Source organism: Streptomyces sp. AMJ-169 (genome assembly GCF_055597585.1).
On record NZ_JBVLTJ010000005.1, the window covers coordinates 305,235 to 328,819 of the forward strand.

23 protein-coding genes and 1 pseudogene are annotated in these 23,585 nt (G+C 71.3%); 10 read left to right on the plus strand and 14 right to left on the minus strand.

The window, feature by feature from the left end:
* Window positions 1-52 precede the first annotated feature (52 nt).
* Entirely contained in the window at window positions 53-2,104 is a 2,052-nt protein-coding gene (locus tag ACYUD3_RS14670) for a SpoIIE family protein phosphatase (protein ID WP_470969123.1), read from the plus strand.
* A gap of 49 nt (window positions 2,105-2,153) precedes the next feature.
* On the opposite strand, the gene ACYUD3_RS14675 is transcribed toward ACYUD3_RS14670, so the two are convergent.
* The gene (locus ACYUD3_RS14675; RefSeq protein ID WP_470969126.1) at window positions 2,154-4,505 is read right to left on the minus strand and encodes a transglycosylase domain-containing protein; all 2,352 of its coding nucleotides are present in this window, start codon (window positions 4,503-4,505) and stop codon (window positions 2,154-2,156) included.
* Between the two features lie 215 nt (window positions 4,506-4,720).
* Between ACYUD3_RS14675 and ACYUD3_RS14680 the strand changes: the two genes are divergently transcribed.
* The 5 genes from ACYUD3_RS14680 to ACYUD3_RS14700 are packed head-to-tail and all read left to right on the plus strand — an operon-like array spanning window position 4,721 to window position 9,484.
* On the plus strand, window positions 4,721-5,623 hold the full coding sequence (locus ACYUD3_RS14680; RefSeq protein ID WP_470969128.1) for an SPFH domain-containing protein: 903 nt from the start codon (window positions 4,721-4,723) through the stop codon (window positions 5,621-5,623).
* Window positions 5,620-5,856: a type II toxin-antitoxin system antitoxin gene (locus tag ACYUD3_RS14685; protein WP_470969130.1), complete on the plus strand. Its 237-nt coding sequence runs from the start codon at window positions 5,620-5,622 to the stop codon at window positions 5,854-5,856. The genes ACYUD3_RS14680 and ACYUD3_RS14685 overlap by 4 nt, the downstream gene beginning before the upstream one ends.
* Window positions 5,857-5,904: 48 nt before the next feature.
* Window positions 5,905-6,429 carry a PadR family transcriptional regulator gene (locus ACYUD3_RS14690; RefSeq protein WP_470969132.1) on the plus strand — a complete coding sequence of 175 codons (525 nt, stop codon included), beginning with the start codon at window positions 5,905-5,907 and terminating at the stop codon, window positions 6,427-6,429.
* A complete protein-coding gene (locus ACYUD3_RS14695) occupies window positions 6,426-7,115 on the plus strand; it encodes an ABC transporter ATP-binding protein (RefSeq protein ID WP_470969135.1) in 690 nt (229 codons plus the stop codon). The genes ACYUD3_RS14690 and ACYUD3_RS14695 overlap by 4 nt, the downstream gene beginning before the upstream one ends.
* Window positions 7,112-9,484, plus strand: coding sequence for an ABC transporter permease (locus tag ACYUD3_RS14700; RefSeq protein WP_470969137.1), 2,373 nt, complete (start codon window positions 7,112-7,114; stop codon window positions 9,482-9,484). The genes ACYUD3_RS14695 and ACYUD3_RS14700 overlap by 4 nt, the downstream gene beginning before the upstream one ends.
* A gap of 85 nt (window positions 9,485-9,569) precedes the next feature.
* Here the strand turns inward: ACYUD3_RS14700 and ACYUD3_RS14705 are convergent, their stop codons facing one another.
* Window positions 9,570-10,523 carry a LysR substrate-binding domain-containing protein gene (locus tag ACYUD3_RS14705; RefSeq protein ID WP_470969140.1) on the minus strand — a complete coding sequence of 318 codons (954 nt, stop codon included), beginning with the start codon at window positions 10,521-10,523 and terminating at the stop codon, window positions 9,570-9,572.
* A gap of 144 nt (window positions 10,524-10,667) precedes the next feature.
* Here ACYUD3_RS14705 and ACYUD3_RS14710 point away from each other — a divergent pair, with 144 nt between their 5' ends.
* Together ACYUD3_RS14710 and ACYUD3_RS14715 are read left to right on the plus strand one after the other, a co-directional pair.
* Window positions 10,668-11,219 (plus strand): peroxiredoxin, encoded by a 552-nt coding sequence (locus ACYUD3_RS14710; protein WP_470969143.1) that lies wholly within the window; start codon window positions 10,668-10,670, stop codon window positions 11,217-11,219.
* Between the two features lie 2 nt (window positions 11,220-11,221).
* Window positions 11,222-11,761: an alkyl hydroperoxide reductase gene (locus ACYUD3_RS14715; protein ID WP_470969145.1), complete on the plus strand. Its 540-nt coding sequence runs from the start codon at window positions 11,222-11,224 to the stop codon at window positions 11,759-11,761.
* Window positions 11,762-11,785: 24 nt separating this feature from the next.
* Here ACYUD3_RS14715 and ACYUD3_RS14720 read toward each other — a convergent pair whose 3' ends face one another.
* The 6 genes and pseudogenes from ACYUD3_RS14720 to ACYUD3_RS14745 all read right to left on the minus strand — a co-directional run.
* Complete coding sequence (locus ACYUD3_RS14720; protein ID WP_470969147.1) at window positions 11,786-13,240, minus strand: AI-2E family transporter; 1,455 nt, start codon at window positions 13,238-13,240, stop codon at window positions 11,786-11,788.
* A gap of 140 nt (window positions 13,241-13,380) precedes the next feature.
* The gene (locus ACYUD3_RS14725; RefSeq protein ID WP_470969150.1) at window positions 13,381-14,079 is read right to left on the minus strand and encodes an aggregation-promoting factor C-terminal-like domain-containing protein; all 699 of its coding nucleotides are present in this window, start codon (window positions 14,077-14,079) and stop codon (window positions 13,381-13,383) included.
* A 410-nt stretch (window positions 14,080-14,489) separates the two neighbouring features.
* Window positions 14,490-15,815, minus strand: coding sequence for a PhoH family protein (locus tag ACYUD3_RS14730; RefSeq protein WP_470969152.1), 1,326 nt, complete (start codon window positions 15,813-15,815; stop codon window positions 14,490-14,492).
* Between the two features lie 324 nt (window positions 15,816-16,139).
* Window positions 16,140-16,913, minus strand: coding sequence for an isoprenyl transferase (locus tag ACYUD3_RS14735; protein ID WP_470969154.1), 774 nt, complete (start codon window positions 16,911-16,913; stop codon window positions 16,140-16,142).
* A gap of 626 nt (window positions 16,914-17,539) precedes the next feature.
* Window positions 17,540-18,220, minus strand: coding sequence for an SAM-dependent methyltransferase (locus ACYUD3_RS14740; RefSeq protein WP_470969790.1), 681 nt, complete (start codon window positions 18,218-18,220; stop codon window positions 17,540-17,542).
* Between the two features lie 126 nt (window positions 18,221-18,346).
* Window positions 18,347-18,556: pseudogene (locus tag ACYUD3_RS14745) on the minus strand (SAM-dependent methyltransferase); the annotation flags it as partial.
* Between the two features lie 46 nt (window positions 18,557-18,602).
* Here ACYUD3_RS14745 and ACYUD3_RS14750 point away from each other — a divergent pair.
* A complete protein-coding gene (locus ACYUD3_RS14750) occupies window positions 18,603-18,956 on the plus strand; it encodes a DUF192 domain-containing protein (protein ID WP_470969157.1) in 354 nt (117 codons plus the stop codon).
* Between the two features lie 72 nt (window positions 18,957-19,028).
* Window positions 19,029-19,265: a hypothetical protein gene (locus ACYUD3_RS14755; RefSeq protein ID WP_470969159.1), complete on the plus strand. Its 237-nt coding sequence runs from the start codon at window positions 19,029-19,031 to the stop codon at window positions 19,263-19,265.
* Between the two features lies 1 nt (window position 19,266).
* Here ACYUD3_RS14755 and ACYUD3_RS14760 read toward each other — a convergent pair whose 3' ends face one another.
* The 6 genes from ACYUD3_RS14760 to ACYUD3_RS14785 form a co-directional block, all read right to left on the minus strand.
* Entirely contained in the window at window positions 19,267-19,878 is a 612-nt protein-coding gene (locus ACYUD3_RS14760; RefSeq protein WP_470969160.1) for an OmpA family protein, read from the minus strand.
* 8 nt (window positions 19,879-19,886) lie between these two features.
* Window positions 19,887-20,465 (minus strand): hypothetical protein, encoded by a 579-nt coding sequence (locus ACYUD3_RS14765; RefSeq protein WP_470969163.1) that lies wholly within the window; start codon window positions 20,463-20,465, stop codon window positions 19,887-19,889.
* Window positions 20,466-20,493: 28 nt separating this feature from the next.
* Window positions 20,494-21,129 (minus strand): pilus assembly protein TadG-related protein, encoded by a 636-nt coding sequence (locus ACYUD3_RS14770; RefSeq protein WP_470969792.1) that lies wholly within the window; start codon window positions 21,127-21,129, stop codon window positions 20,494-20,496.
* A complete protein-coding gene (locus ACYUD3_RS14775) occupies window positions 21,126-21,284 on the minus strand; it encodes a Flp family type IVb pilin (RefSeq protein WP_470969795.1) in 159 nt (52 codons plus the stop codon). Before ACYUD3_RS14775 ends, ACYUD3_RS14770 begins: the two co-directional genes overlap by 4 nt.
* A 121-nt stretch (window positions 21,285-21,405) precedes the next feature.
* Window positions 21,406-22,209: a response regulator gene (locus ACYUD3_RS14780; protein WP_470969165.1), complete on the minus strand. Its 804-nt coding sequence runs from the start codon at window positions 22,207-22,209 to the stop codon at window positions 21,406-21,408.
* On the minus strand, window positions 22,206-23,585 hold the full coding sequence (locus tag ACYUD3_RS14785; protein ID WP_470969168.1) for a sensor histidine kinase: 1,380 nt from the start codon (window positions 23,583-23,585) through the stop codon (window positions 22,206-22,208). Before ACYUD3_RS14785 ends, ACYUD3_RS14780 begins: the two co-directional genes overlap by 4 nt.

The following is a 23,585-nucleotide window of genomic DNA, read 5'->3' on the forward strand; positions in this document are numbered from 1 at the left end:
GGGACCAACTGCGCGTACGGCGCGCAGCCCCGGACGGACGGATTCGACACGCGTGACGGAGCACCCGACCTCCTTCGAGCGCCCTCAGGGCACAGGCCCCACGGACCCCCGCGGGGCGCTCCTGCGTTCCCCGGCGCACCCACCGGGCACCGCGGCGGCGGCCTTACCGACACCGCCGTACGAGCCGTATGACAAGGGCAAGGACCAGGACATGGACCCCACAGGGTCCGACACCGAGCACTCGCAGCCCGACGCCCCCGAGCTGACGGGCACGCACAGACCCCGGCCCGCGCCGGACGGCATCCCCGTGCAGCCCGGCGGCGCGCAGCACGCTCCGCAGGAGCGGCGCCGGGGCCAGGGGCCGGCGCCGGGCGAGGTGTCGCCGATGCGGCGCGACGGCGACCGGCTGCGCTTCGTGGGCGCCGCCACCCGGCGGATCGCGCGCGGACTCGACCTGGACGAGATCGTGATGGGGCTGTGCCGGGCGACCGTGCCGACCTTCTCCGACGCGATCCTCGTCTATCTGCGCGACCCGCTGCCGGTCGGCGACGAACGGCCGACGGGCCCTGTCGTGCTGCGGCTGCGCCGTACCGACCGGATCCCGGCGGACGGGGACACGGAGGCGGGGTTCCTCATCCCGGCGCCGCTGCCCGAGCCGCCGGAGATCAGCGAACTGTCCGCCGCGATCGCCGAGTTGTGCGAGGTGCGGCAGGGCGGGGCGCTGAACGAGGTGCTGCGCGGGGTGCGCCCGGTGTTCGCGGACGCGCCGGCCGCCCGGGCGGCGCTGCCCGAACTCCTCGGCGAGGACACCCAGTTGGTCGTCCCCGGCGGCCAGCGGGCGATCCTCGCGCCGCTGCGCGGGCGGCGCCGGGTGATCGGCGCGGTCGTCTTCATCCGCCGCCCCGACCGCTTCTCCTTCGAGCCGGACGACCTCCTCGTCGCCGCCCAGCTGGCCACGCACAGCGCGCTGGGCATAGACAAGGCGGTCCTGTACGGCCGTGAGGCGTACATCGCCGACGAGTTGCAGCGCACGATGCTCCCCGAGACCCTCCCGCGCCCCACGGGTGTGCGGCTGGCCTCGCGCTACCTCCCGGCCGCCGAGACGGCCCGGGTCGGCGGCGACTGGTACGACGCGATCCCGCTGCCCGGCAGCCGGGTGGCGCTGGTCGTCGGCGACGTCATGGGCCACTCGATGACGTCCGCCGCGATCATGGGCCAGCTGCGCACGACGGCCCAGACGCTGGCCGGGCTCGACCTGCCGCCGCAGGAGGTGCTGCACCACCTCGACGAGCAGGCCCAGCGGCTCGGCCACGACCGGATGGCGACCTGCCTCTACGCGGTGTACGACCCGGTCTCGCACCGGATCACGGTCGCCAACGCCGGTCATCCGCCGCCGGTGCTGCTGCATCTCGGCGGCCGGGCCGAGGTGTTGCGCGTGCCGCCGAACGCGCCGATCGGAGTCGGGGGAGTCGACTTCGAGGCGGTCGAGCTGGACGCCCCGGCCGGCGGCACCCTGCTGCTGTACACCGACGGCCTGGTCGAGTCCCGGCTGCGCGACGTCTGGACCGGTATAGAGGCGCTGCGCGAGAAGCTCGCCGCGACCGCCCAGCTGACCGGCCCCGACCATCCGCCGCCGCTGGAGGCGCTGTGCGACGAGGTGCTGGACATGCTGGGCCCCGGGGACCGCGACGACGACATCGCGCTACTCGCCGCCCGCTTCGACGGGATCGCGCCCAGCGATGTCGCGTACTGGTTCCTGGAGCCGGAGGACGCCGCTCCCGGCCGTGCCCGCCGGCTCGCCCGAAGGGCCCTGGCCCGCTGGGGACTTGAGGAACTCAGCGACTCCGTCGAGCTGTTGGTGAGCGAGGTCGTCACCAACGCCGTGCGCTACGCCTCCCGGCCGGTCACCTTGCGGCTGCTGCGCACCGATGTGCTGCGCTGCGAAGTCGGCGACGACGTGCCGCAGTTGCCCCGGCTGCGCAACGCCCGCGCGACCGACGAGGGAGGGCGCGGCCTGTATCTCGTCAACAAGCTGGCCCGGCGGTGGGGAGCCACGCGGCTCAGCACCGGCAAGGTCGTGTGGTTCGAGCTCAACAGGAGCTGAGCGCAGAAGAGAAGGCCCCCGGAGCACCGGGGGCCTTCTCGTGTGCCTACTACTGGTTCGTTCTCGGGTCGAACGGGTTGGACGGGTCGGTCGGGGCGTTCGACGTCGACGGCTCCGGGGAGTTCGACGGCTCGGGCGAGCTGGACGGCTCCGGGGATTTCGACGGGGTCGTGCTCGGGGACGCCGACGGGCTGGGCGACTTCGAGGGGCTCGGCGACGGGCTCGGGGACGGCGAGCTGCTGGGCGTCGGGGACGGGCTCGCCGTCTGGACGGCCGCGCCCTGCGTGGTCTCCAGGTCGAACTTGGACACCGTGTCGGAGACCCCGAAGGTGTACTGGGCCCAGATCTGCGCCGGGTAGCCACCGCCGTTGATGCGGCCCTTGCCGGGGATGAGCCCGGTCGCGCCGGTCAGGCCGACCTGGGCGTGGGACTTGGCGGACTCGCCGAACAGGCCGACCGAGGTGACCAGGTCGGGGGTGTAACCGGTGAACCAGGCCGACTTGTTGTTGTCGGAGGTACCGGTCTTGCCGGCCACCTTCTGCCCGTTGCGGTCCGGGTTGTCCCGCACGGACGTCTGCGCCGTACCGTCGTCGACCACGCCGGTGAGGACGGAGGTCACGGTGTCGGCGGCCTCGCGGGTGACGACCTGGGCGCCGATCGGGTTCGGCTTGATGGTCATGGTCGAGGACTCGGCGTCCGCGATGAGCGCCGGCGTGACCTTCTTGCCGTGGTTGTCGAGGGTCGCGTACACCCCGGCCATCTGCAACGGGCTCGCGCCCATCGTGCCGAGGGTCTGCGCGGGTACGGCCTTCAGGTCCGCGGTGTCCATGCCGAGGTCCTTGGCGGTCTTGAGGACCTGGTCCATGCCGACGTCGACACCGAGCTGGGCGAAGACCGAGTTGATGGACTTGTTCATCGCGGTCTGGACGGTGACGGGACCGTAGTCCTGGTCGTCCTCGTTCTCGGGCGCGAAGCCGATGTCACTGCCGACGACCGGGCGCTTGCTCGTCCCGTCGTAGATCGAGTTCGCGCTGATCAGGTCGCCGTCCTGGGTCTTGGCGCCCTTGTCGAGGGCGGCGGCGAGGATGACCGGCTTGAAGGTCGACGCGGGCTGGTAGTCGGCGCGGGTCGCGTTGTTGACGTAGTGCTCCAGGTAGTCGGTGCCGCCGTACATGGCGACGACCTTGCCCGTCTTCGGGTCCACCGAGACGGCGCCGGCCTGGACGTCGGCGTCGACCGCGCGCTTCTTCGCGTCGAGCTTGCCGGTGAGCTGCCGCTTGACCGACGACTCCAGCGCGGCCTGCTTCTTCTTGTCGATGTTGAGGGTGATGGTCCAGCCGCCGCGGTCCACCAGCGCCGCGGCCTCGGCGGTCGTGGAGACCTTGCCCTCGGCGATCAGCTGCCGCTGGAGCTCCTCCTTGGCCGCGTCGACGAGATAGCCGACCTGGCCCTTCTTGCCGGCGGCCGGCTTGGGGTCCTTCGGCACCGGGAACTTCATCGCGTCCCGCGCGGTCTTGTCGAGCCACTTCTCCTCGACCATGTTGTTCAGGACGTAGTTCCAGCGGTCCTGGACGAGCTTCTTGCCGGTGTCGGTGGCCACCGCCCAGTCGTACTGGCTGGGCGCCTGGAGCAGGGCGGCGAGGTAGGCGCCCTGCTGGACGTTCAGCTTGTCGGCGTCGACGCCGTAGTAGGCCTGGGCGGCGGCCTGGATGCCGTACGCGCCGCGGCCGTAGTAGCTGGTGTTGATGTACCCGGCGAGGATGTCGTCCTTGGTCTTCTGGCGGTCGAGCTTCAGGGAGATGACGATCTCCTTGAGCTTGCGGGTGACCGTCTGCTCCTGCGTCAGGTAGTAGTTCTTGACGTACTGCTGCGTGATGGTCGAGCCGCCCTGCGCGCCGCGTCCGGCGAGGGTGTTGAGGATGCCTCGCGCGGTGCCCTTGAGGTCGACGCCGGCGTCCTTGTAGAAGGTCTTGTTCTCGGCGGCGACGAAGGTCAGCTGGACGGACTTGGGGACCTTCGCGAGGGAGACGTTCTCGCGGTTGAGGTCGCCGTCGCGGGCGAGGACGGTGCCGTCGCTGTAGCGGAAGACGTTGCTCTGCTTCAGGGCGTCCGCGTTGCCCTCGGGGACGGTGATCATCATGTAGGCGGCGATGAGCCCGCCGATGGTCAGCAGCGCGAGGCCGAGGACGGTCCCGAGGACCTTCTTCCACGTGAACAGCCGCCGGAAGAAGCCGCGTTCTTTCTTACCGGCTTTCTTACCGCGCTTTTGCGCCGCGCGCCGGGCGGCGGCCCGTCCGCCGGGCGCCGGGGATATCTCGACGGGCGGCTCCTCGGCCGGACGGTTCCTGGGCGCGGCGCGGCCACCGCGCTGACGCGCACGTCTGTCGTCCGCTCGTCCCATGAGTCCGCTCGCTCCGCTTCCTGCTCGGTGGTCACGCCTGTCCCCGGAGGCAGGCCAGCTCCGAAAACTAACATCGCTCTCTATGACAAACGACGTGACGGGGGGTTTTGGGGTTGCCGTGGGACCGAAAAGAGGGTGGCGGCTCACAGGCATAAAGTGCTATCACTTAGCTAGACCAAAGCTAGCGATAGACAGTGACTCACGGGGGACGACCCATGACCGAACAGACAAATCCCATCAAGGAGTTCCCGGCGCACAGCGTCGGCGGCGGGCTCGCGCTGCTCGGCGGGCTCGGCGGGCTCCTCGCGGGCGTCGCGGCGATCGTCGCCGCCTCGACGGCCGTGACCGCCACCGCCGGCAAGGCCGTACTGATCACCGGCGGCATCCTCCTCGCCCTGGCCGCGTTCGTCTCGCTGTGCGGGCTGAACACGGTCGCGCCGGGCGACACCCGGGTCGTGCAGCTCTTCGGGCGCTACCGGGGGACGATCCGGGAGGAGGGACTGCGCTGGGTGAACCCCTTCACCTCGCGGCAGAAGATCTCCACCCGGGTGCGCAACCACGAGACGGCCGTGCTGAAGGTCAACGACGCGTACGGCAACCCGATCGAGCTGGCGGCGGTCGTGGTATGGAAGGTCCGCGACACCGCGCAGGCCACCTTCGAGGTCGACGACTTCATGGAGTTCGTCTCCACCCAGACCGAGGCGGCCGTGCGCCACATCGCGATCGAGTACCCCTACGACGCCCATGACGCGGACGGCCTCTCGCTGCGCGGCAGCGCCGAGGAGATCACCGAGAAGCTCGCCGCCGAACTGCACGCGCGGGTCGCGGCGGCCGGGGTGCAGATCATCGAGTCCCGCTTCACGCACCTCGCGTACGCGCCGGAGATCGCCTCCGCGATGCTCCAGCGGCAGCAGGCGGGCGCGGTGGTCGCGGCGCGGCGGGAGATCGTGGACGGGGCCGTGGGGATGGTCGAGGCGGCGCTGGCCCGCATCTCGGAGCAGGGCATCGTGGAACTGGACGAGGAGCGCAAGGCGGCGATGGTGTCGAATCTGATGGTGGTCCTGTGCGGGGACCGCGCCCCGCAGCCGGTGCTGAACACCGGGACCCTCTACCAGTGACGGATCCTTCCGAGGGGGCAGCCCCCAAGGGCCGGCCGCAGCGCAAGCAGGTGCTGCTGCGGCTGGACCCGGCCGTGCACGACGCCCTCGCGCGCTGGGCCGGGGACGAACTGCGGTCGGCGAACGCCCAGATCGAGTTCCTGCTGCGGCAGGCCCTGAAGGACGCGGGCCGCCTCCCCAAGGACACCGGGCCCCTCCCCCGCCGGGGCCGCCCGCCTGTCACAGAACAGTGACACAGGCTCTATACACACCGCGTATACACCTTGCGTATAGTCCTGCCCATGTCCATCGGTCACACCCTTCTGGGACTCCTTGAGTCCGGCCCCCGGCACGGCTACGACCTGAAGCGGGCCTTCGACGAGAAGTTCGGTCAGGACCGGCCGCTCCACTACGGCCAGGTCTATTCGACGATGTCGCGGCTGCTGAAGAACGGCCTCGTGGAGGTCGACGGCGTCGAGTCCGGCGACGGCCCCGAGCGCAAGCGGTACGCGATCACCGACGCCGGCGTCACGGACGTCGCCCGCTGGCTCGCGACCCCGGAGAAGCCGGAGCCCTACCTCCAGTCGACGCTCTACACGAAGGTCGTCCTCGCGCTGCTGACGCACCGCGACGCGGGCGACATCCTCGACGCGCAGCGCGCGGAGCACCTGCGCGGCATGCGCATCCTCACCGACCGCAAACGCAAGGGCGACCTCGCGGACCAGCTGATCTGCGACCACGCCCTGTTCCACCTGGAGGCCGACCTGCGCTGGCTCGAACTCACCGCGGCCCGCCTGGAGAAGCTCCGTCAGGCGGTGGCCGAGTGAGCGCCCCCGCAGGCTCCCTGCTCGTCGCCGAGGACGTCCGCAAGGCGTACGGCCCGACGCTCGCCCTGGACGGCGCCGGTTTCTCGATCCACCCGGGCGAGGTGGTCGCCGTGATGGGCCCCTCGGGCTCCGGCAAGTCGACGCTGCTGCACTGCCTCGCGGGGATCGTGACCCCGGACTCGGGCTCGATCCGCTACGACGGCCAGGAGATGGCCACCATGAACGACGCCCGCCGCTCGGCCCTGCGCCGCTCGGAGTTCGGGTTCGTCTTCCAGTTCGGGCAGCTGGTCCCGGAGCTGACGTGCGTGGAGAACGTGGCGCTGCCGCTGCGGCTGAACGGCACCTCCCGCAAGGAGGCCGAACGCGCCGCGCTGGGCTGGATGGAGCGCCTTGAGGTCGACGGCATCGGCGGGAAGCGGCCCGGGGAGGTCTCCGGCGGTCAGGGCCAACGCGTCGCGGTGGCACGGGCGTTGGTGACCGCGCCGAAGGTGGTGTTCGCGGACGAGCCGACCGGCGCCCTGGACTCGCTGAACGGGGAACGGGTGATGGAGCTGCTGACGGAGGCCGCCCGCTCGGCGAACGCGGCAGTCGTCCTCGTCACGCACGAGGCGCGGGTCGCCGCCTGGTCGGACCGCGAGATCGTCGTGCGCGACGGGAAGTCGCGGGACATGGAGCGGATCGCATGAGGGGGTGGGTCCGTGACCTCGGGCTCGGGATGCGGTTCGCGTTCGCCGGGGGGCGCGAGGGGTGGCTGCGGGCCGGGCTGACAGCCGTCGGGGTGGGGCTCGGGGTGGCGCTGCTGCTGCTGACGACGGCGCTCCCGAACGCGCTGGAGGTGCGCCATCAGCGGGAGGAGGCGCGCCGGGACTACTCCTACGACTTCGCCGTGCACCCGACGCCGAAGTCGGACGCGACGGTGATCGTCGCCAAGGCGGACACCACGTTCCGCTCGGAGCCGGTGCGCGGGCGGCTCGTGGAGCCCGAGGGGGCCAAAGCCCCGCTGCCGCCCGGGGTTTCGGCGTATCCGACGCTCGGGGAGATGGTCGTCTCACCGCGGCTGAAGGAGCTGCTGGACTCCGCCGGGGGGCGGCTGCTGCGGGAGCGGCTGCCGTACGCGGTGGCGGGGACGATCGGGGAGCAGGGGCTGATCGGCTCGCACGAACTCGCCTACTACGCCACGGCGTCGGGGCTCGCGCCGAAGGTCCACGGCACGGAGGTGACCCGGCTCGACGCGTTCGGCAAGCCGCTGCGCGACGGCGGCGGGAAGATCGTCGAGGAGAGCTCCGAGGCCTCCGACCCGGTGCTGATGCTGCTCAACCTGCTCGTGATCGTGGTGCTGTTGATGCCGGTCGCGGTGTTCGTCGCGGCGGCCGTGCGGATCGGCGGGGAGCGGCGCGACCGGCGGCTCGCGGCGCTCAGGCTGGTCGGCGCGGACGGCCGGATGGCCCGGCGGATCGCGGCGGGCGAGGCGCTGGCGGGCGCGCTGCTGGGGCTGGTGCTGGGCACCGGCTTCTTCCTGATCGGCCGTCAGATCGCGGGCTCGATCGAGCTGTTGGGGTACAGCGTGTTCCCCAGCTACCTCAACCCCTCACCGCTGCTCGCCCTGTTGGTGGCGGTGACGGTCCCGGCGGCGGCGGTCGGGGTGACGCTGCTGGCGCTGCGCGGGGTGGTCATCGAGCCGCTGGGCGTGGTCCGTACGGCGCGGCCGGCGCGGCGCCGGCTGTGGTGGCGGCTGGTGCTGCCGCTGGCGGGGCTCGCGATGCTGTACCCGATGATCGGGCAGGGCCGCTCGGGCGGCACCTTCAACGAGTACCTGACCAGCGGCGGTGTCGTCCTGCTGCTGATCGGCGTCACGGCCCTGCTGCCCTGGCTGGTGGAGACGGCCGTCGCCCGCCTCGGACAGGGCGGGGTGGCCTGGCAACTCGCCGTGCGCAGGCTCCAGTTGAGCAGCGGTACGGCCGCCCGGATGGTCAACGGGGTCGCGGTCGCGGTGGCCGGGGCGATCGCGCTCCAGATGCTGTTCACCGGCCTGGAGGGCGACTACACCAAGGCCACCGGCCAGGATCTGCGGCGCGCGCAACTCCAGGTGGACTCCTCGTCCTACCGGCAACTCTCCGAGACGCAGCGGCAGTTGGCGGCGACGCCGGGGGTGCGGCACGTCGTCGGGCTGTCCGAGGGCTATATCGGCGAGCGGTCCTTCCGCGACGCGAGCTTCGAGGGCGCGATCCTGGGCGCCCGGGTGACGGTGGGCGACTGCGTGAGCCTGCGCGAGGTGGCGCGGATCACCACGTGCCGGGACGGTGACGTGTTCGTCCTGGACGCCGCGGGCGACCCGGACCCCGACACCGCGCAGCTGGTCAGGCCGGGCACCCGGACGTACTTCTCGCCGGACGCGGACGACGCCCCCGAGGCGACCTGGACCGTCCCCGCGGGGCTGCGGCACGCCGAGGCGGCCGACGATCCGACCGGCAACCTGCGCGGCGGCGTGCTGATGACGCCGAAGGCGCTGCCCGAGGGCGCCGGGCGGTCGCTCACCGGCAGCGTCTACCTCTCGCTGGACAAGTCGGTGCCGGACGCCTTCGAGCGGGCGCTGAACACCGCCGCCCGGATCGATCCGCTGAACCAGCCGATGGTGTGGCGGACCACCGAGCGGGCCGAGAAGTACACGTCGATCCGCACCGGCCTCTTGATCGGCGCGGCCTGTGTCCTGGGCCTGATCGGCGCGAGCCTGCTCGTCACCCAGCTGGAGCAGCTGCGCGAGCGGCGCCGGCTGCTGTCGTCGCTGGTCGCCTTCGGCACCCGGCGGCGCACGCTGAGCCTGTCGGTGCTGTGGCAGACGGCGATCCCGGTCAGCCTGGGCCTGGTGCTGGCCGCCGGGATCGGCACGGGACTGGGCGCGGTGCTGCTCGGCATGACCGGCGCGACGATCCGCGTGGACTGGAACGCGGTCGCGGCGATGACCGGGATCGGGGCGGGCGTCGTCCTGCTGGTGACGCTGCTGAGCCTGCCGCCGCTGCTGCGGCTGCTCCGGCCGGACGGGCTGCGCACGGAGTAGGGGCGGGCGCTACCGAGCAGGGCCCGGTGCGGGCGAGTTGGGGCCCCTTGCCGCGAACGCCCTTACCGCAACGCCCCCTTGGCGCTCACGCCCCCAACACCCGTACCGGCAACGGCCGTAGCGCCTTCCTCAGGGCCGCCGCCAGTTCCGTGTGCTCCGCCGCCCGTGCCGCTCCGGTGCGGGCTGCGAGGGCGATGCGGCGGGAGGGGGCCGGGGCGGTGAAGGAGCCGGTCTGGAGGTGGGGGTTGCGGGCGGTCTCCACCGTGACGGCCGTGCGGGGCAGCAGGGTGCAGCCGAGGCCGCCCGCGACCAGCTGGACGAGGGTGGACAGGCCGGCGGCCGTGGTGGTGACCGGGGCGTCCTCCCGGCCGGCCTCGCGGCAGATGTCGAGCGCCTGGTCCCGCAGGCAGTGCCCCTCGTCGAGGAGGAGCAGCGTCAGCCCCTTCAACGCCTCGCGGGGGATGCCCTGTTGGCCGCCGAGGGGGTGGCCGAGCGGAGTGACGAGCACGAAGTCCTCGTCGAACAAAGGGAGTTCGACCACCCCGGGCACCCCGAGGGGCACGGCGAGCAGCAGCAGGTCGAGGCGTCCGGCGGCGAGCCCGTCCAGCAGGCTCGACGTCTGTTCCTCGTGCACCTGGAGTTCGAGCGCGGGCCAGCGGTCGTGGACGAGGTCGATGACCGTCGGCAGCAGATACGGCGCGACCGTCGGGATCACGCCGAGCCGCAGCGCCCCGGTGAACGGCGCCCGCACCGCCTCCGCCTCCTCAAGGAGCGCCCCGACCTCCGCGAGCACCGCCCTGGCCCGCACGGCGATGCGCTCGCCGGCCGGGGAGAGCAGCACTTTGCGCGTCGTACGCTCCAGCAGGGTCAGCCCCAGGGTCTCCTCCAGGGCGGCGACGGCGCCCGAGAGGGCGGGCTGGCTCATGCCGATGGCCGCCGCGGCGTCGCGGAAGTGCAGATGCTCCGCGACGGCGGCGAAGGCCCGCAGCTGGGCCAGACTGGGCGGCTTTCTCCTGGCCCCCGTATTACTCACGGTCACTGATAGCTACCTCCGATCAACACGTCCGAGTGTAGCTATTTCCGTAATCAATGCACCTTGTGCGAGCATCTGCATCGTCCAACCCCCGGGATACGTCCGCGATCCGGACGTGTTCTCGCTGCAACCTCGATGCAAGGAGCGCTAGTGCTCACTGTCGGTGACAAGTTCCCCGAGTTCGAACTGACCGCCTGTGTCTCGCTGGAGAAGGGCAGGGAGTTCGAGACGATCACTCACAAGACCTATGAAGGTTGGAAAGTGGTCTTCGCGTGGCCCAAGGACTTCACCTTCGTGTGCCCCACCGAGATCGCCGCGTTCGGCAAGCTGAACGAGGAGTTCGCCGACCGTGACGCGCAGGTGCTCGGCTTCTCCGGGGACTCGGAGTTCGTCCACCACGCCTGGCGCAAGGACCACGCCGACCTGCGCGACCTGCCGTTCCCGATGATGGCCGACTCCCGGCACGAGCTGATGCGCGACCTCGGCATCGAGGGCGAGGACGGCTTCGCCAAGCGCGCGGTGTTCATCGTCGACCAGAACAACGAGATCCAGTTCTCCATGGTGACCGCCGGCTCGGTCGGCCGTAACCCCAAGGAGGTCCTGCGGGTCCTCGACGCGCTCCAGACCGACGAGCTGTGCCCCTGCAACTGGACCAAGGGCGAGGACACCCTCGACCCGGCCAAGCTCCTGGCGGGTGAGTGACCTTGTCGCTCGACAGCCTCAAGTCCGCGATACCGGACTACGCCAAGGACCTGAAGCTCAACCTGGGTTCGGTCATCGGCAACTCCGAGCTGCCCGCGCAGCAGCTGTGGGGGACGGTCCTCGTGACGGCCATCGCCTCGCGCTCGCCGCTCGTCCTGCGTGAACTCGCCCCGCAGGCACGGGAGATGCTCTCGCCCGAGGCGTACAAGGCGGCCAAGTCGGCCGCCGCGGTGATGGCGATGAACAACGTCTTCTACCGCACCCGGCACCTGCTCTCGGACCACGAGTACGGCACCCTGCGGGCCGGGCTGCGGATGAACGTCATCGGCAACCCCGGTGTCGACAAGGTCGACTTCGAGCTGTGGTCGTTCGCGGTCTCCGCGATCAACGGCTGCGGCATGTGCCTCGACTCGCACGAACAGGTCCTGCGGAAGGCGGGAGTCGACCGCGAGGTGATCCAGGAGGCGTTCAAGATCGCCTCGGTCATCCAGGCGGTCGGCGTGACGCTGGACGCGGAAGCGGTGCTGGCCGAGTTCGAGTAGGCGCTGTCAGTCCAGGGACCCCGCTCACTCCGTGTGGGCGGGGTTTTCGGCGCTCGCGTCGGCCTCACTCCTGGGGGCTGCGCCCCCAGGCCCCCCTTCGGCCTGAACGGCCTCGTCCTCACACGCCGGACGGGCTGGATTTCGCGCGCCCTCGCCGAACTGGTGCCGAGCGTCCGCGAGTTCATCCCGCTCCGCCGCGTACCCCCGCAGATACCCCACCACCGTGTTCGTCACCGCCACCAGCGGCACCGCCACCACCGCTCCCCCGATACCCGCGATCATCCCCCCGCACGCGACCGACAGGATCACCGCCAGCGGGTGGACGCGGACCGCGCGGCCGAGGATGAACGGCTGGAGGATGTGGCCCTCGATCTGCTGGACCGCCAGGACGACCGCCAGGGTCATGACGGCGGTGAAGACGCCCTGCGTCACCAGCGCGACCACCACCGCCAGCGCGCCGGAGGCGACCGCGCCGACCAGCGGGATGAAAGAGAACAGGAAGATGAAGACGGCCAGCGGGACGGCCATGGGGACGTCGAGGAAGTAGATGCCCAGGCCGATGAAGATGGCGTCGATGAGGGCCACCATGACCGTGCCCCGGACGTAGGCCGTGAGGGTCGCCCACGCGCGCGGGCCCGCGCCGGCGACGCCTTCGCGGGCGGCGGCGGGGACGAGCTTGAGGGTCCACTCCCAGATGCGGCGGCCGTCGTACAGCAGGAACAGGGTCGAGAAGGCCGCCAGGAGCAGGCCGGTCAGGGCCTCCACCACGACCGTCACGCCCTCCAGGCCCACCGACGTGATGGAGTCGGTGTTGTTGCCGACGGCCTCGCGGAGGTTCTTGGCGATCGCGTTGATCTGCTTGTCGGTGACGTGGAAGGGGCTGTCGAGCAGCCAGCGGCGCAGATCGTCGATGCCGGACTGGATCTGGTTGGACAGGTCGTCGATGTTCTCCATGACCTGCCAGGTCACGAACCAGCCGAGCAGCCCGATGATGACGAACCCGAAGATCGCGGTAAGAGCGGTCGCGGGCCCGCGCGGCACACCCCGGCGGCGCAGCAGCGCGACGGCGGGCTCCAGCAGGGCGGTGATGAGGAGGGCGACGACGAAGGCGAGGACGACGAGCTGGACGGCGCTGATGACCCGCATGAGGACCCAGACGGTCCCGGCGAGGACGAGCAGCCGCCAGCCGGCCTCGGCGGCGACCCGCACTCCCCAGGGAACGGCCTGGGCGGGGTCGGGGCGCACGGGGGACGGCAACGACGGGCGGGGGGACTGGAGTTGGGCGGGAGCGGGGGCCGGGGCGGCGGGGGCGGACGCCCGCACGGCCTTCTCGGTCTTCCCGGTCTTCTCAGCAGGCGGGGGATGTTCGTCGAGGACGCCGCCGTCCCGCTCGACCTCGGCGCGCCGCTCGTCGAGCCGCTCGCCCATCTCGGTCAGCCTGGCTCCGACTCTGCCGAGCCACCCTGGCACTCGCGACATGATCCGTACCCGTCCTCTTCCCCCGTCTTTGCCCACCACTCCTCCCTGGGAGTCGGCTTGATGCAGACCGTACAGGGGTCGAGCCCCTTCCCTTAGGACGGGGAGGGGCTCGGAGAGGTTGAGCGGGGCCGGAGTCCGGCTCAGTACCAGTTGTTGGCCTGCCAGAACGACCAGGCGTCGCACGGGCTGCCGTAGCGCTCGTTCATGTAGTTCAGGCCCCACTTGATCTGCGTGGCCGGGTTGGTCTGCCAGTCGGAGCCGACGGACGACATCTTCGAGCCGGGCAGCGCCTGGAAGAGGCCGTAGGCACCGGAGGAGGCGTTGACGGCGCGGTAGTTCCAGCTCGACTCGTGGTTGACGATGTTGCTGAAGCACTGCCACTGGCCGGCGGCGACCATCTGGCGGGCCATCGACTGGATCTGGTCGATCGTGTAGGAGCTCTGGACCGGGAAGTCGCCCGTGGCCGCGGCCTTGGCGGCCTTCTCCTTGGCCTCGGCCGCCGCCTTCTCCTTGGCCGCCTCCTCGGCGGCCTCCTTCTTCGCGATGGCGGTCTCGGCGGCGGCCTTGCGGGCGGCGGCCTCGGCGTCCTTCTTCGCGCTCTCGTCGGCGGCCATGGCCTGGTAGGCGGCCTGCTGCGTCAGGGAAGCGGTCTGGACCTGCGCCTGCGCGCCCGCGGGGAGGTCCGCGAGAAGCGTGAGGTCGTCGGCCTTCGTCTGCGGGGCGTCCGCCGCGTCGTTGGTCTGCGCGACGCTGCCCGAGGCAACGCCGACGACGCTTCCGACGGCGGTGACCGCGGTGGCCGAGGCCACTGCGAACCCCCGGACCGAGATCCGGCTCACACGGTTTCCTTCCAGCAGCGTCCGGTTGAGGTGACCCTGACGGACGCGATCGTGCCCCTGGCGCTGGCCTCCGCTGTGGGTCACGGGAGGCGCGGGCCCGGCGGGCGGCTCCCTGGAAGGAGGGCGCACCGCGTGAAGAGTGGGCGGCATACGGCGTCGTTATGAAGTTTGTGGTGCCGTACCTCTGGTGGTACAGGAGTGCCGTATGCGGGGCCTGACAGAACCGAGACTCTGCCGTAACCCGACGCCGGGTGGCAATTCCGAGTTGCGTGTGAAAGCTCACATCGCTTGGAGCGCAAGGGATTTCAGCGTTTCCCGCACACAGAGCGGCGCCGCCCCGCTAGGCTCTCGGCCTTTGCGCGACGACGCCAACTCGCTTTCTTTCAAGGACCTTTCCGGTCCCTTTGCCACTAAATGCCGACGTCCTCCAGCATTTCAGTCACAAGGGCGGCGATCTGGGACCTCTCGGACCGGGTGAGGGTGACGTGGGCGAAGAGCGGATGTCCCTTCAGCTTCTCGACGACGGCGACGACGCCGTCGTAGCGCCCGACCCGGAGGTTGTCGCGCTGGGCCACGTCGTGGGTGAGGACCACCCGCGAGTTGGCGCCGATCCGGGAGAGGACCGTGAGAAGAACGTTTCGCTCGAGGGACTGGGCCTCGTCCACGATGACGAACGCGTCGTGCAGGGAGCGGCCCCGGATGTGGGTGAGGGGCAGCACCTCCAGCATGCCGCGCGCGGTGACCTCCTCGATGACCTCGCGGCTGGTGACGGCCGACAGCGTGTCGAAGACCGCCTGCGCCCAGGGGCTCATCTTCTCGGCCTCGGTGCCCGGCAGATAGCCGAGCTCCTGGCCGCCGACCGCGTACAGCGGCCGGAAGACCATCACCTTCTGGTGCTGGCGGCGCTCCAGGACCGCCTCGAGTCCCGCGCACAGCGCGAGCGCCGACTTGCCGGTGCCGGCCCGGCCGCCCATCGAGACGATCCCGACGTCCGGGTCGAGCAGGATGTCGAGCGCGATGCGCTGCTCGGCGCTGCGGCCCTTGATGCCGAACGCCTCCCGGTCGCCGCGCACGAGGCGGATGTTTCCCTCGGGCGTGATCCGGCCGAGCGCCTTGCCGCGCTCGGACTGGATGGTCAGCCCGGTGTGCACGGGCAGTTCGGCGGCCTCGGGGACGTAGATGTGCCCCTCTTCGAAGAGGATGTCCACCTGCTCGCCGGGCAGCGCGAGTTCGGACATCCCGGTCCAGCCGGAGGAGTCCGTGATGGCGAGTTCGGCACGGTACTCCTCGGCGAGGAGCCCGACCGAGGACGCCTTGATGCGCAGGGGCAGATCCTTCGACACGACCGTGACGTCGTACCCCTCGGCCTGGAGGTTGCGGGCGACCGCCAGGATGCGGGTGTCGTTGTCTCCCAGGCGGTAGCCGCTGGGCAGGATGCTGGGGTCCGAGTGATTGAGCTCGACACGGATGCTGCCGCCCAGCTCCCCGATGGGGATGGGGGCGTCGAGGCGGCCATGCTTGACCCGGTAGTCGTCCAGCAGGCGCAGGGCCTGCCGGGCGAAGTAACCGAGTTCGGGATGGTGCCGCTTGGCCTCCAGTTCGGTGACCACGACGATGGGGAGCACGACTTCGTGCTCCTCGAATCGGGTCATCGCGGACGGGTCGGCCAGCAGGACGCTGGTGTCGAGAACATAGGTGCGCCGGTCGGACTTGTGGCGCTTCGTGCTGGTCACCACGGAAGGACGTACCCCCTCGGATGAGGTCGGGGAGCGACGGAGTGGAGCTGGACCGGTCGTTGGCGCGTTTGCACGGGCCGAGGACCGGCCCTCCACTGCTTCTCCCGTGCTGTGGACCGCACGGTCGGGCTGGTGCAAAGGGCCTCCCGGGCGGACGGCCCCGTGCCGTCCGCTGAGATCCGACACCCGTGGGTCGGGTGTCGACCTGCTTGCCTTATGCCCTCTAATTTGCGCCGCCATGCCACGGCAAAGCGCGGCGTGCCGGTGAACTCCTTGTTACGTCTGTGGTGAAGAGGTGCGCGTGTCCTGCGAGGTGGGCGTGGGTCAGCCGCCGAAACGGCGGTGGCGGGCGGCGTAGTCACGCATCGCGCGCAGGAAGTCGACCTTGCGGAACGCGGGCCAGAACACGTCGCAGAAGTAGTACTCGGAGTGGGCCGTCTGCCACAGCATGAAACCGGACAGCCGCTGCTCGCCGCTGGTGCGGATGACGAGGTCGGGGTCGGGCTGGGCGCTGGTGTAGAGGTGACGGCCGATCATGTCGATGTCGACGGACTCGGCGAGGTCGTCCATGGAGACGCCCCGGTCGGCCGCGTCGTGCAGCATCGAGCGGACGGCGTCGGCGATCTCCTGCCGGCCGCCGTAGCCGATCGCGACGTTGACCAGTATTCCGCCGACGTCCGCGGTGGACTCCTCGGCCTCTTTCAGCGTGAGCTGCATCTGGTCGGGGAGGAGGTCCTTGGTGCCGACGTGGTGCAGCCGCCAGCGGCCGTCGGCGGCGAGGGTGCGGACGACTCCCTCGATGATGCCGAGGAGGGGGACCAGCTCTTCCTCGGGGCGGTCGAAGTTGTCCGTGGACAGCAGCCAGAACGTGACGACTTTCACATCGGTCTCCGCGCACCAGCCGAGGAACTCGGACATCTTCTCGGCGCCGGCGCGGTGGCCGTGGACGGGGCTGGAGCCGGAGGCTTTCGCCCAGCGGCGGTTGCCGTCCATGATGACGCCGATGTGGCCCGGTACCTGGGTGTGGTCGAGGTGGCCTTCCACCCGGCGTGCGTAGAGCCTGACCAGCAGGCCGCGCAGGTTGTCGCGCAGGTTCACGTGAATGTCAGCCCCTCTGAGGTCCGGTCCCCGCCGCGCCGGAGCTTACCCCTACTGGGAGTTGGGCCGATCGCAGAGGGTGGGGGGCGGATCTGGGGCTGGCGGGTGCGGGCTGTGGGGGGTGCTCGCGCCCACGCGGCGGAGCCGCACATCGATACGGCCCCGCGCCCCTTAGGCGGGTCCCCCGGCCCCTGCTTCCAAGCACCCACCCCTCTCATGAAAAAACGGGCCGGTCCGTGGGGGGGATACGGACCGGCCCGAGGGGGGGCTTCCACCATAACCCTTTGTGAGGGCTGCTGCGTGCATCAGCGCGTCACAACTACTCTCCGGAGTTGGGTGGCGACGCCGTACGGGGCCCTGAGGGGCTGTTCGCGGGGGTTTCGTGGCCGAAAGAGGGGGTCGCCCTGACGGGTGAGGGCGGGGGCGGGCGTTCGGTTGACGAGGGCGGGGCCGCGCAGCCCCCTCCACTGCGCGGCCCACGGGGTGCAACTTTGCTTGCGCGAATTACCTTGGCCGAATTTACGTGACGCCTGGGGGTGGAGGGACCTGTTCGCGATAACGATGTGGAAACCCTGTGGAGAGTATGCGGCGAGAACGGCGGTTCTCGGCCAATTCGTGCGCAGGCCTCAGGCCAGGGGCTTGCGGGCCTCGACGAAGGGGCCTTCGGCGGTGATCCGGTCGTGCAGCCGGCGCAGTTGGGGGCGGTACCGGGCGACCGTGAAGTCCGGGACCATCCACACGACCTTGCGGAGGAAGTGGACGACGGCGGCGATGTCGTGGAACTCCATGCGGAGGCGTTCGACGCGGAGGTCTACGACGTCCAGGCCGGCCTCTTGCGCCGCCGCGCGCTCGGTGTCGGGGTGGCGGTCGTGGCTGATGTCCGGGGGGAGGGGGCCGAGGAACTCCTCGACGAGTTCGAAGGCGCTACGGTAGCCGACGTGCTGCGCGAAGTAGGTGCCACCGGGGGTGAGGAGCCGGGAGAGTTCCCGCCAGTGCGGGGTGACGGGGTGGCGGCTGGAGATCAGGTCGAAGGTCGCGGGTTTGAAGGGGTAGGGGGCGGTGGTCTGGATGACCGTGGTGCGGCGGGGGGTGAGGAGGGCTGCGGCTTTTCTCGCGTTGGGGGGCCAGGGTTCGGTGGCGAGGGTGCGGGGTGGGCGACGGTCGGACCGACGCGGCAAGCTTTCGGCCCCGGCCGTTCGGACTTCGCCCCTGGCCGCTCGGGCTCGGGCCGCTCGGGCTCCGGCTCCGGCTCCGGCTCCGGCTCCGGCTCCGGCTCCGGCTCCGGCTCCGGCTCCGGCCGGTCGCACTTCGGCTCCGGCCGCTTGAGATTCGGCCCTGCCCGATCGGGCTTCGGCCCCGCCTGGTCGCGCTCCGGCCCCACCCTCTCGCACTCCGGCCCCGCCCAACCGCGCTTCGCCCCCGCCCGCTCCGGCTGCCGCCCTGTCCAAAGCGAAGGCCAGGACCTCTCCGCCGCCGGTTTCGATGTCCAGTGCGGTGGTCGCGTGCCGGAGGCGGGCGGCCAGGGAGGTGGCGTAGCCCCAGCTCGGGCGGGCCTCTGTCGCGCGGCCCGCGAACCAGGAGAAGTCCCAGCCCTCGGTGGGGGCGGATTCGCCTTCGGCGAGGAGGTCTTCGAAGGTGGGCATGGGGGCCGTCCGGGTAGGGGTGGGGCATGGAACTGGGGGTGGGTTCATGAAGCGCTGGCGGGACGGGCGGGGTGTGCTGGTCGTGGCGGGGGGTGCGCGGGTGCCCTTGGAGATTGCCACGTCGTACCGGGCCCGTACCAAGGGTTTGCTGGGGCGGGACGCCGTGGCGGGGGCCATGCTGCTGTCCCCCGCGTCCGGGATCCACACCTTCCGCATGCGGATGGCCATCGATGTGGCTTACCTGTCACGGGACTTGAGGGTGCTCGCGGTGCGGACGATGGCCCCGGGGCGGCTGGGGTTGCCCAGGGTGCGGGCACGGCATGTGCTGGAGGCGGAGGCGGGGGCGATGGCGGGGTGGGGGGTGGCGAAAGGGGTACGGGTCGAGGTGGACCTCAGCTGAAGGGGGCGTCTCCTGGAGGGCGGGCGTCTCCTGGGGGCGTGACGCGGGGGCCGGGGGCTCGTTGTCGTACGCATGCAGAAGATCATTCTTGTGGTGCTGCCGCTCGCCGCCCTCGTTCTCGCCGCCGTGCCCGCGCAGGCCGACGACGACTCCGGCTTCGGGGCCGGTGTGAACGCCGCGAACAACTGGAACTTCTCGGCTGCCGCCGTGTGTTTCCAGGAGCTGGCCGTGGTGCCGGTCGGCGGGGCGTGGAACGGGAACACCTTCAACCACTGCACCGACGGGAACGTCATCGACCACTCGAAGTGAGCTAGCTCCCCGTCTTCGGGAACGTGACCTCCACCCTCCTGTTCTTCTTGCGGCCCGCCTCCGTCGAGTTGTCGGCGATGGGGTACTGCTCGCCGTAGCCGCGGACGTCGAAGGTGATGCCGGGGTCGTTGAGGTCGTCGTCGAGGATCGCCTGTACGGCGTTGGCGCGCTGGCGGGAGAGGATGTCGCCGTGGGCCGAGGAGCCCAGGTTGTCGGTGAAGCCGAAGACCCGGACCAGGGTCGCGTTCTGTTTCCTGATCTCCTGCGCGATCGCTCCGATACGGGCCGCCGCGTCGGGACCGATCTTCGCGCTGTCCTTGCTGAAGAGGACTTCGGCCTGGAGGGCGAAGGTGACGTCCGCGTTGGTGTCCTCGCGGCGTTCGTCGCCCGTCTGGTCCTCGACGACCTGCTTGATGTCGAGGACCTTCGCCGGCGCGAGGGTGCCGCCCTGGGGGAGTTTGAGGCCGGGGTCGTTGGGGTCGACCTTCACGGGGGCGGCGGCGGAGGGTTCGGTGCCCGGGGGGACGCCGGGGGTGCCGTCGGCCCTCGCGGCGGGGGTGGTGAGGGCGAGGACCAGGAGGGTCGCGGCGACGAGGGTGCGGGTTCGGGTCATGGCGGGCCTCAGCCGGAGATCTTGAGGGGGGCGGAGGCGAAGGTGGGGAGTTGGAAGGTGACTTCGGTGGTGGTGGCGGGGGGCGCGGGGAACTGCATGTAGACCGCCAGCGTCTCGCCCGGCTTGAGCGGGCCCAGGTCGGTCGTCGTCAGCGGCCTGCCGTCGGTGTCGCGCAGCACGTAGTACCGCTTCTTGCCCTTGGCGTCGGTCAGCGTGGCGCCGCCGAGGGACCTGCCGTGCCGGACGATCTCAGTCTCGTCGCCGCGCAGGGCCACGGGGATGGTGATGGTCTTGGCGCCGTCGTTCTTGAGGACGCCGTTGACGGTGACGAAGCCCCCGGCGTCCCGCTGGGCCGACATGAGTTGGAGGACGAGGCCGTCCGCGCCCCGGAGTTCGGCCAGCGGGGTCTGCGCCTTGCCCTCCTGCGTGTCGGTGCCCGACCCGCCCTGGGAGGCGGAGGCCGATGTGCCGGGCTTCTTGCCGTCGCCGCCCCCGTCGCTGCATCCGGCCGCCGCAAGGGCGAGACCGACGGCGGCGGCCAGGGCGACCGCCCCCCTGCGGGCCTTCGTGGTGAACCGAATGCTCATGCCTCTGCTTCCTTCGTCGTGGTGGACTTCAGTCGGCCAGATGGACGTCGAAGAGGTCCCGAGGCTCGGGGAGCCGGCTGAGGTCGCGCGGATCCAGCGTCCAGCTGCTGCCGTCGTCGCAGGTGAGCTGCGGGAGCTGGACGACCGGGGGTTCCGGGTCCGCGCTGGGACTGGGCGTCGGGGCCGGCGTCGGGCTCGCGGGCGGCAGCGGCTCGAAGGTGCACTTCGGTACGACGACGGCGACGGCGTGCGCCGTCGCCTTCTGGTTCTCGGTGCCGGGGACGACGGAGTCGCCGACCGGCTTGTTCGTCGTCACGTCGACCGTGTAGCGCAGGACGCCCCGGAGGCAGCCGTCGAGGGTGGCGTCGTTCGCGGCGGCGAGCCGGGCCGCGCGGCCGCAGCCGTCGGTGAAGGGGCCGCCGTCGAAGATGTCCTGCCACTTGGCGGGGTCGAGGACGTTGTCCACCCAGTCCCCGGCGAGCTGGTCGCGGGTCTCCTGGCCGGCCGCGAGGGCCGCCGCGTCGGCCGCGGTCTGGGCGCCGCCCCGGTTGACGCCGGCCTGGCCGACCGCGAGATACGCGAACGCGAGGAAGAGCAGGCCCGCCACCACCGTGATGTAGATGGGGAAGGCCTGCCCGATGTCATTGCCCGGGCGCCGCCTCAGCCGCCGATGATGTCCGTGATCTTCTGGCTGATCGCGTCGAAGATCTGGCTGCCGAGGTCGGTCCCCGTGATCGCCAGCACGATCGCCACCACCACGGCGATGATCCCCAGATACTCGACCGCGGTCTGCCCCCGGTCCTCCCGCAGTTTCCTCATGCCGCTGTCCTCCGGTCGCCGCGCCGCTGCCCCCGTGTCCCGCGGGAGCGTAGGCCCCGGCGGCGGGGGCGGGCGAGGGTCCGTGGGCCCAAGGGCGGGCCCAAGTCCGGTCGCGCATCGGTCAGCTCACCCCCCGTACCGGCGGCGGCGCGGTGCCCAGCCACTTCGCGGCGGCCTCGGCGCGGCTGGTGCTGTGCAGCTTGGCGAAGATCCGGTTGATGTGGTTCTTGACGGTCTTCTCGCTGATGAAGCACGCGGCGGCGATCTGCTGATTCGTCAGCCCCGACGATATGAGGTCCATGATCTCCGCCTCCCTCGCACTGAGCCGGAACCTCCCCTTGTCCCGCACAGAATCTCCCACAAGCAGTTGCACTCGCGAAAGCGGTTTGCCGAAAGTGCCTGAAAATGGCGGGTCAGGTTCCTCTTCAGTGTGTGCAGTAGCACTCCCATGAAAGCTTCCGAGCACCGCGGCAGCCGCCGAGGGCGTGAAGTGCGCGGCCCCCCGGCCCACCTCCCGCACCGCCGCCACCAGCTCCTCCACCCCGAACTCGCCGTGCACGAGATACCCGCGCGCCCCCCGCCGCAGCGCCTCCCGCACGGTCTCCGGCTCACCGCTGTAGGTCAGCATCAGCACCGCCGCGAGCCGGGCGAGCGCGGGCAGCACGGCGAGCCCGCCGACGCCGGGCATCCGGACGTCGAGCAGGACGACATCGGGCCGGTGCGCCTCGGCCAGCTCGTACGCCGCCCGCCCGTCGGCCGCCTCCCCCGCGACGACGATGCCGGGCCGCGTACGCAGCAGCGCCGTGAGGCCGGCGCGGACGACGGGGTTGTCGTCGGCCACGATCACTTTCACCTGCGCGCCCTCTGCCGCCGGAGCCAGCTGCGCGCTCTCCGCCGCCGGCGCGCCCTCTTCCGGTGGGCTCATCCGAACCTCCTTCGCTGTGACCCGAGTTGAAGTTCCATGAGCACCTCGGTGCCGTCCGCGCCGCCGCCGATGTCCAGCCGCGCCCCCACCGCCGCCGCCCGCTCCGCCATCCCGAGCAGCCCGAACCGGCCGGTGCGGCGCAGCTCGCCGAGGCCGAGGCCGGGTGCCAGCCCTTCGCCGTCGTCGCGCACGGCGATCCGCAGCACCTCCCCCTCCCCCACCCCCGCGCGCACCTCCACCCGGCTCGCCCCCGCGTGCCGGTGCGCGTTGTCCATCGCCTCGGCCGCGATGGTGAGCAACTGGCGGGCCGTGTGCGGGGGGAGGGGTACGACGGTCTGCGCGCCGGTGGTCCGGCACGTCACGGGGAGGCCAGTGCGGGCCGTGAAGTCCGTTGCCTGGGCGGTGAGTTCACCGAGTACGTCGATGTCGGCGCCGTCGTCCTCGCGCAACTCCGTCAGCAGCTCCCGTGCCCGCACCGCCGCCTCCCGTGCCGCCCGGCCGATCAACTCCGCCTGGCCGCGCACCGCTTCGGGGTCCTCGGTGCGGGCGAGGCCCTCGGCGGCGAGGGCGACGCCGTACAGGGACTTGGTGACGGAGTCGTGCATCTCCCGTGCCAGGCGGGCGCGTTCGGCTGCCACCGCCTCTGTCGCCGCCAGGCGGGCGCGCGTTGACGTGAGGGCTTCGGTGGCGGTGCCGAAGCGGAGGAGGAGGCCGCGCAGGGCCGAACCCAGGGCTCCGGTGCTGACGCAGAAGCCGGGCAGCAACAGCCGTTCGGCGACGCCCGCTTCGGGGCGGGGGTTCAGCACCGCGTGCGCCAGCAGGAGGATCAGGCCTTGCAGCGAGGCGAAACAGGCGGCGGCCCGCCAGCCGTAGGCGATCCCGGCCAGCAGGGGTGTGCAGACGCTGACGTACGCGAGCGTGGTGTCCGGGCCCGCCGACACCAGCAGCAGCGAGCCGAGCAGCGTGTCTGCGGCGAGCAGCGCCGGGTGCCGCAGGAGGAGCGGGCCGAAGCGGTCCCAGTCGCGCAGGAGGGCGTACGACACCATGAAGGTGACGACGACGGCCGTGCCGACGAGGCGGACGCCCAGGCCGGGGGCGGCGTTGAGGAGCGCGGAGGGGGCGGCTAGCGCGATCATCGCGAGCCGGAAGCCGAAGACCTGGCGGGACAGGGCCTGGAGGGCGTTGAGCTGGAGGGTGAGGGAGGGGGGCTGGGGGGTGTGGGACAGGGGCCGGAGGGTGGGCAACTTGCTTTGGGCTCGCGTCAGTTGGCGCCTAGGCCGGAAGTCGGGCAACTCTCCTCGGGCTCGCGTCAGCCGGCGCCGGGGACGGTGTCCGGTCCGCCCCGCCGCCGGCTCCAGGAACTCCCCGGCCGCCAT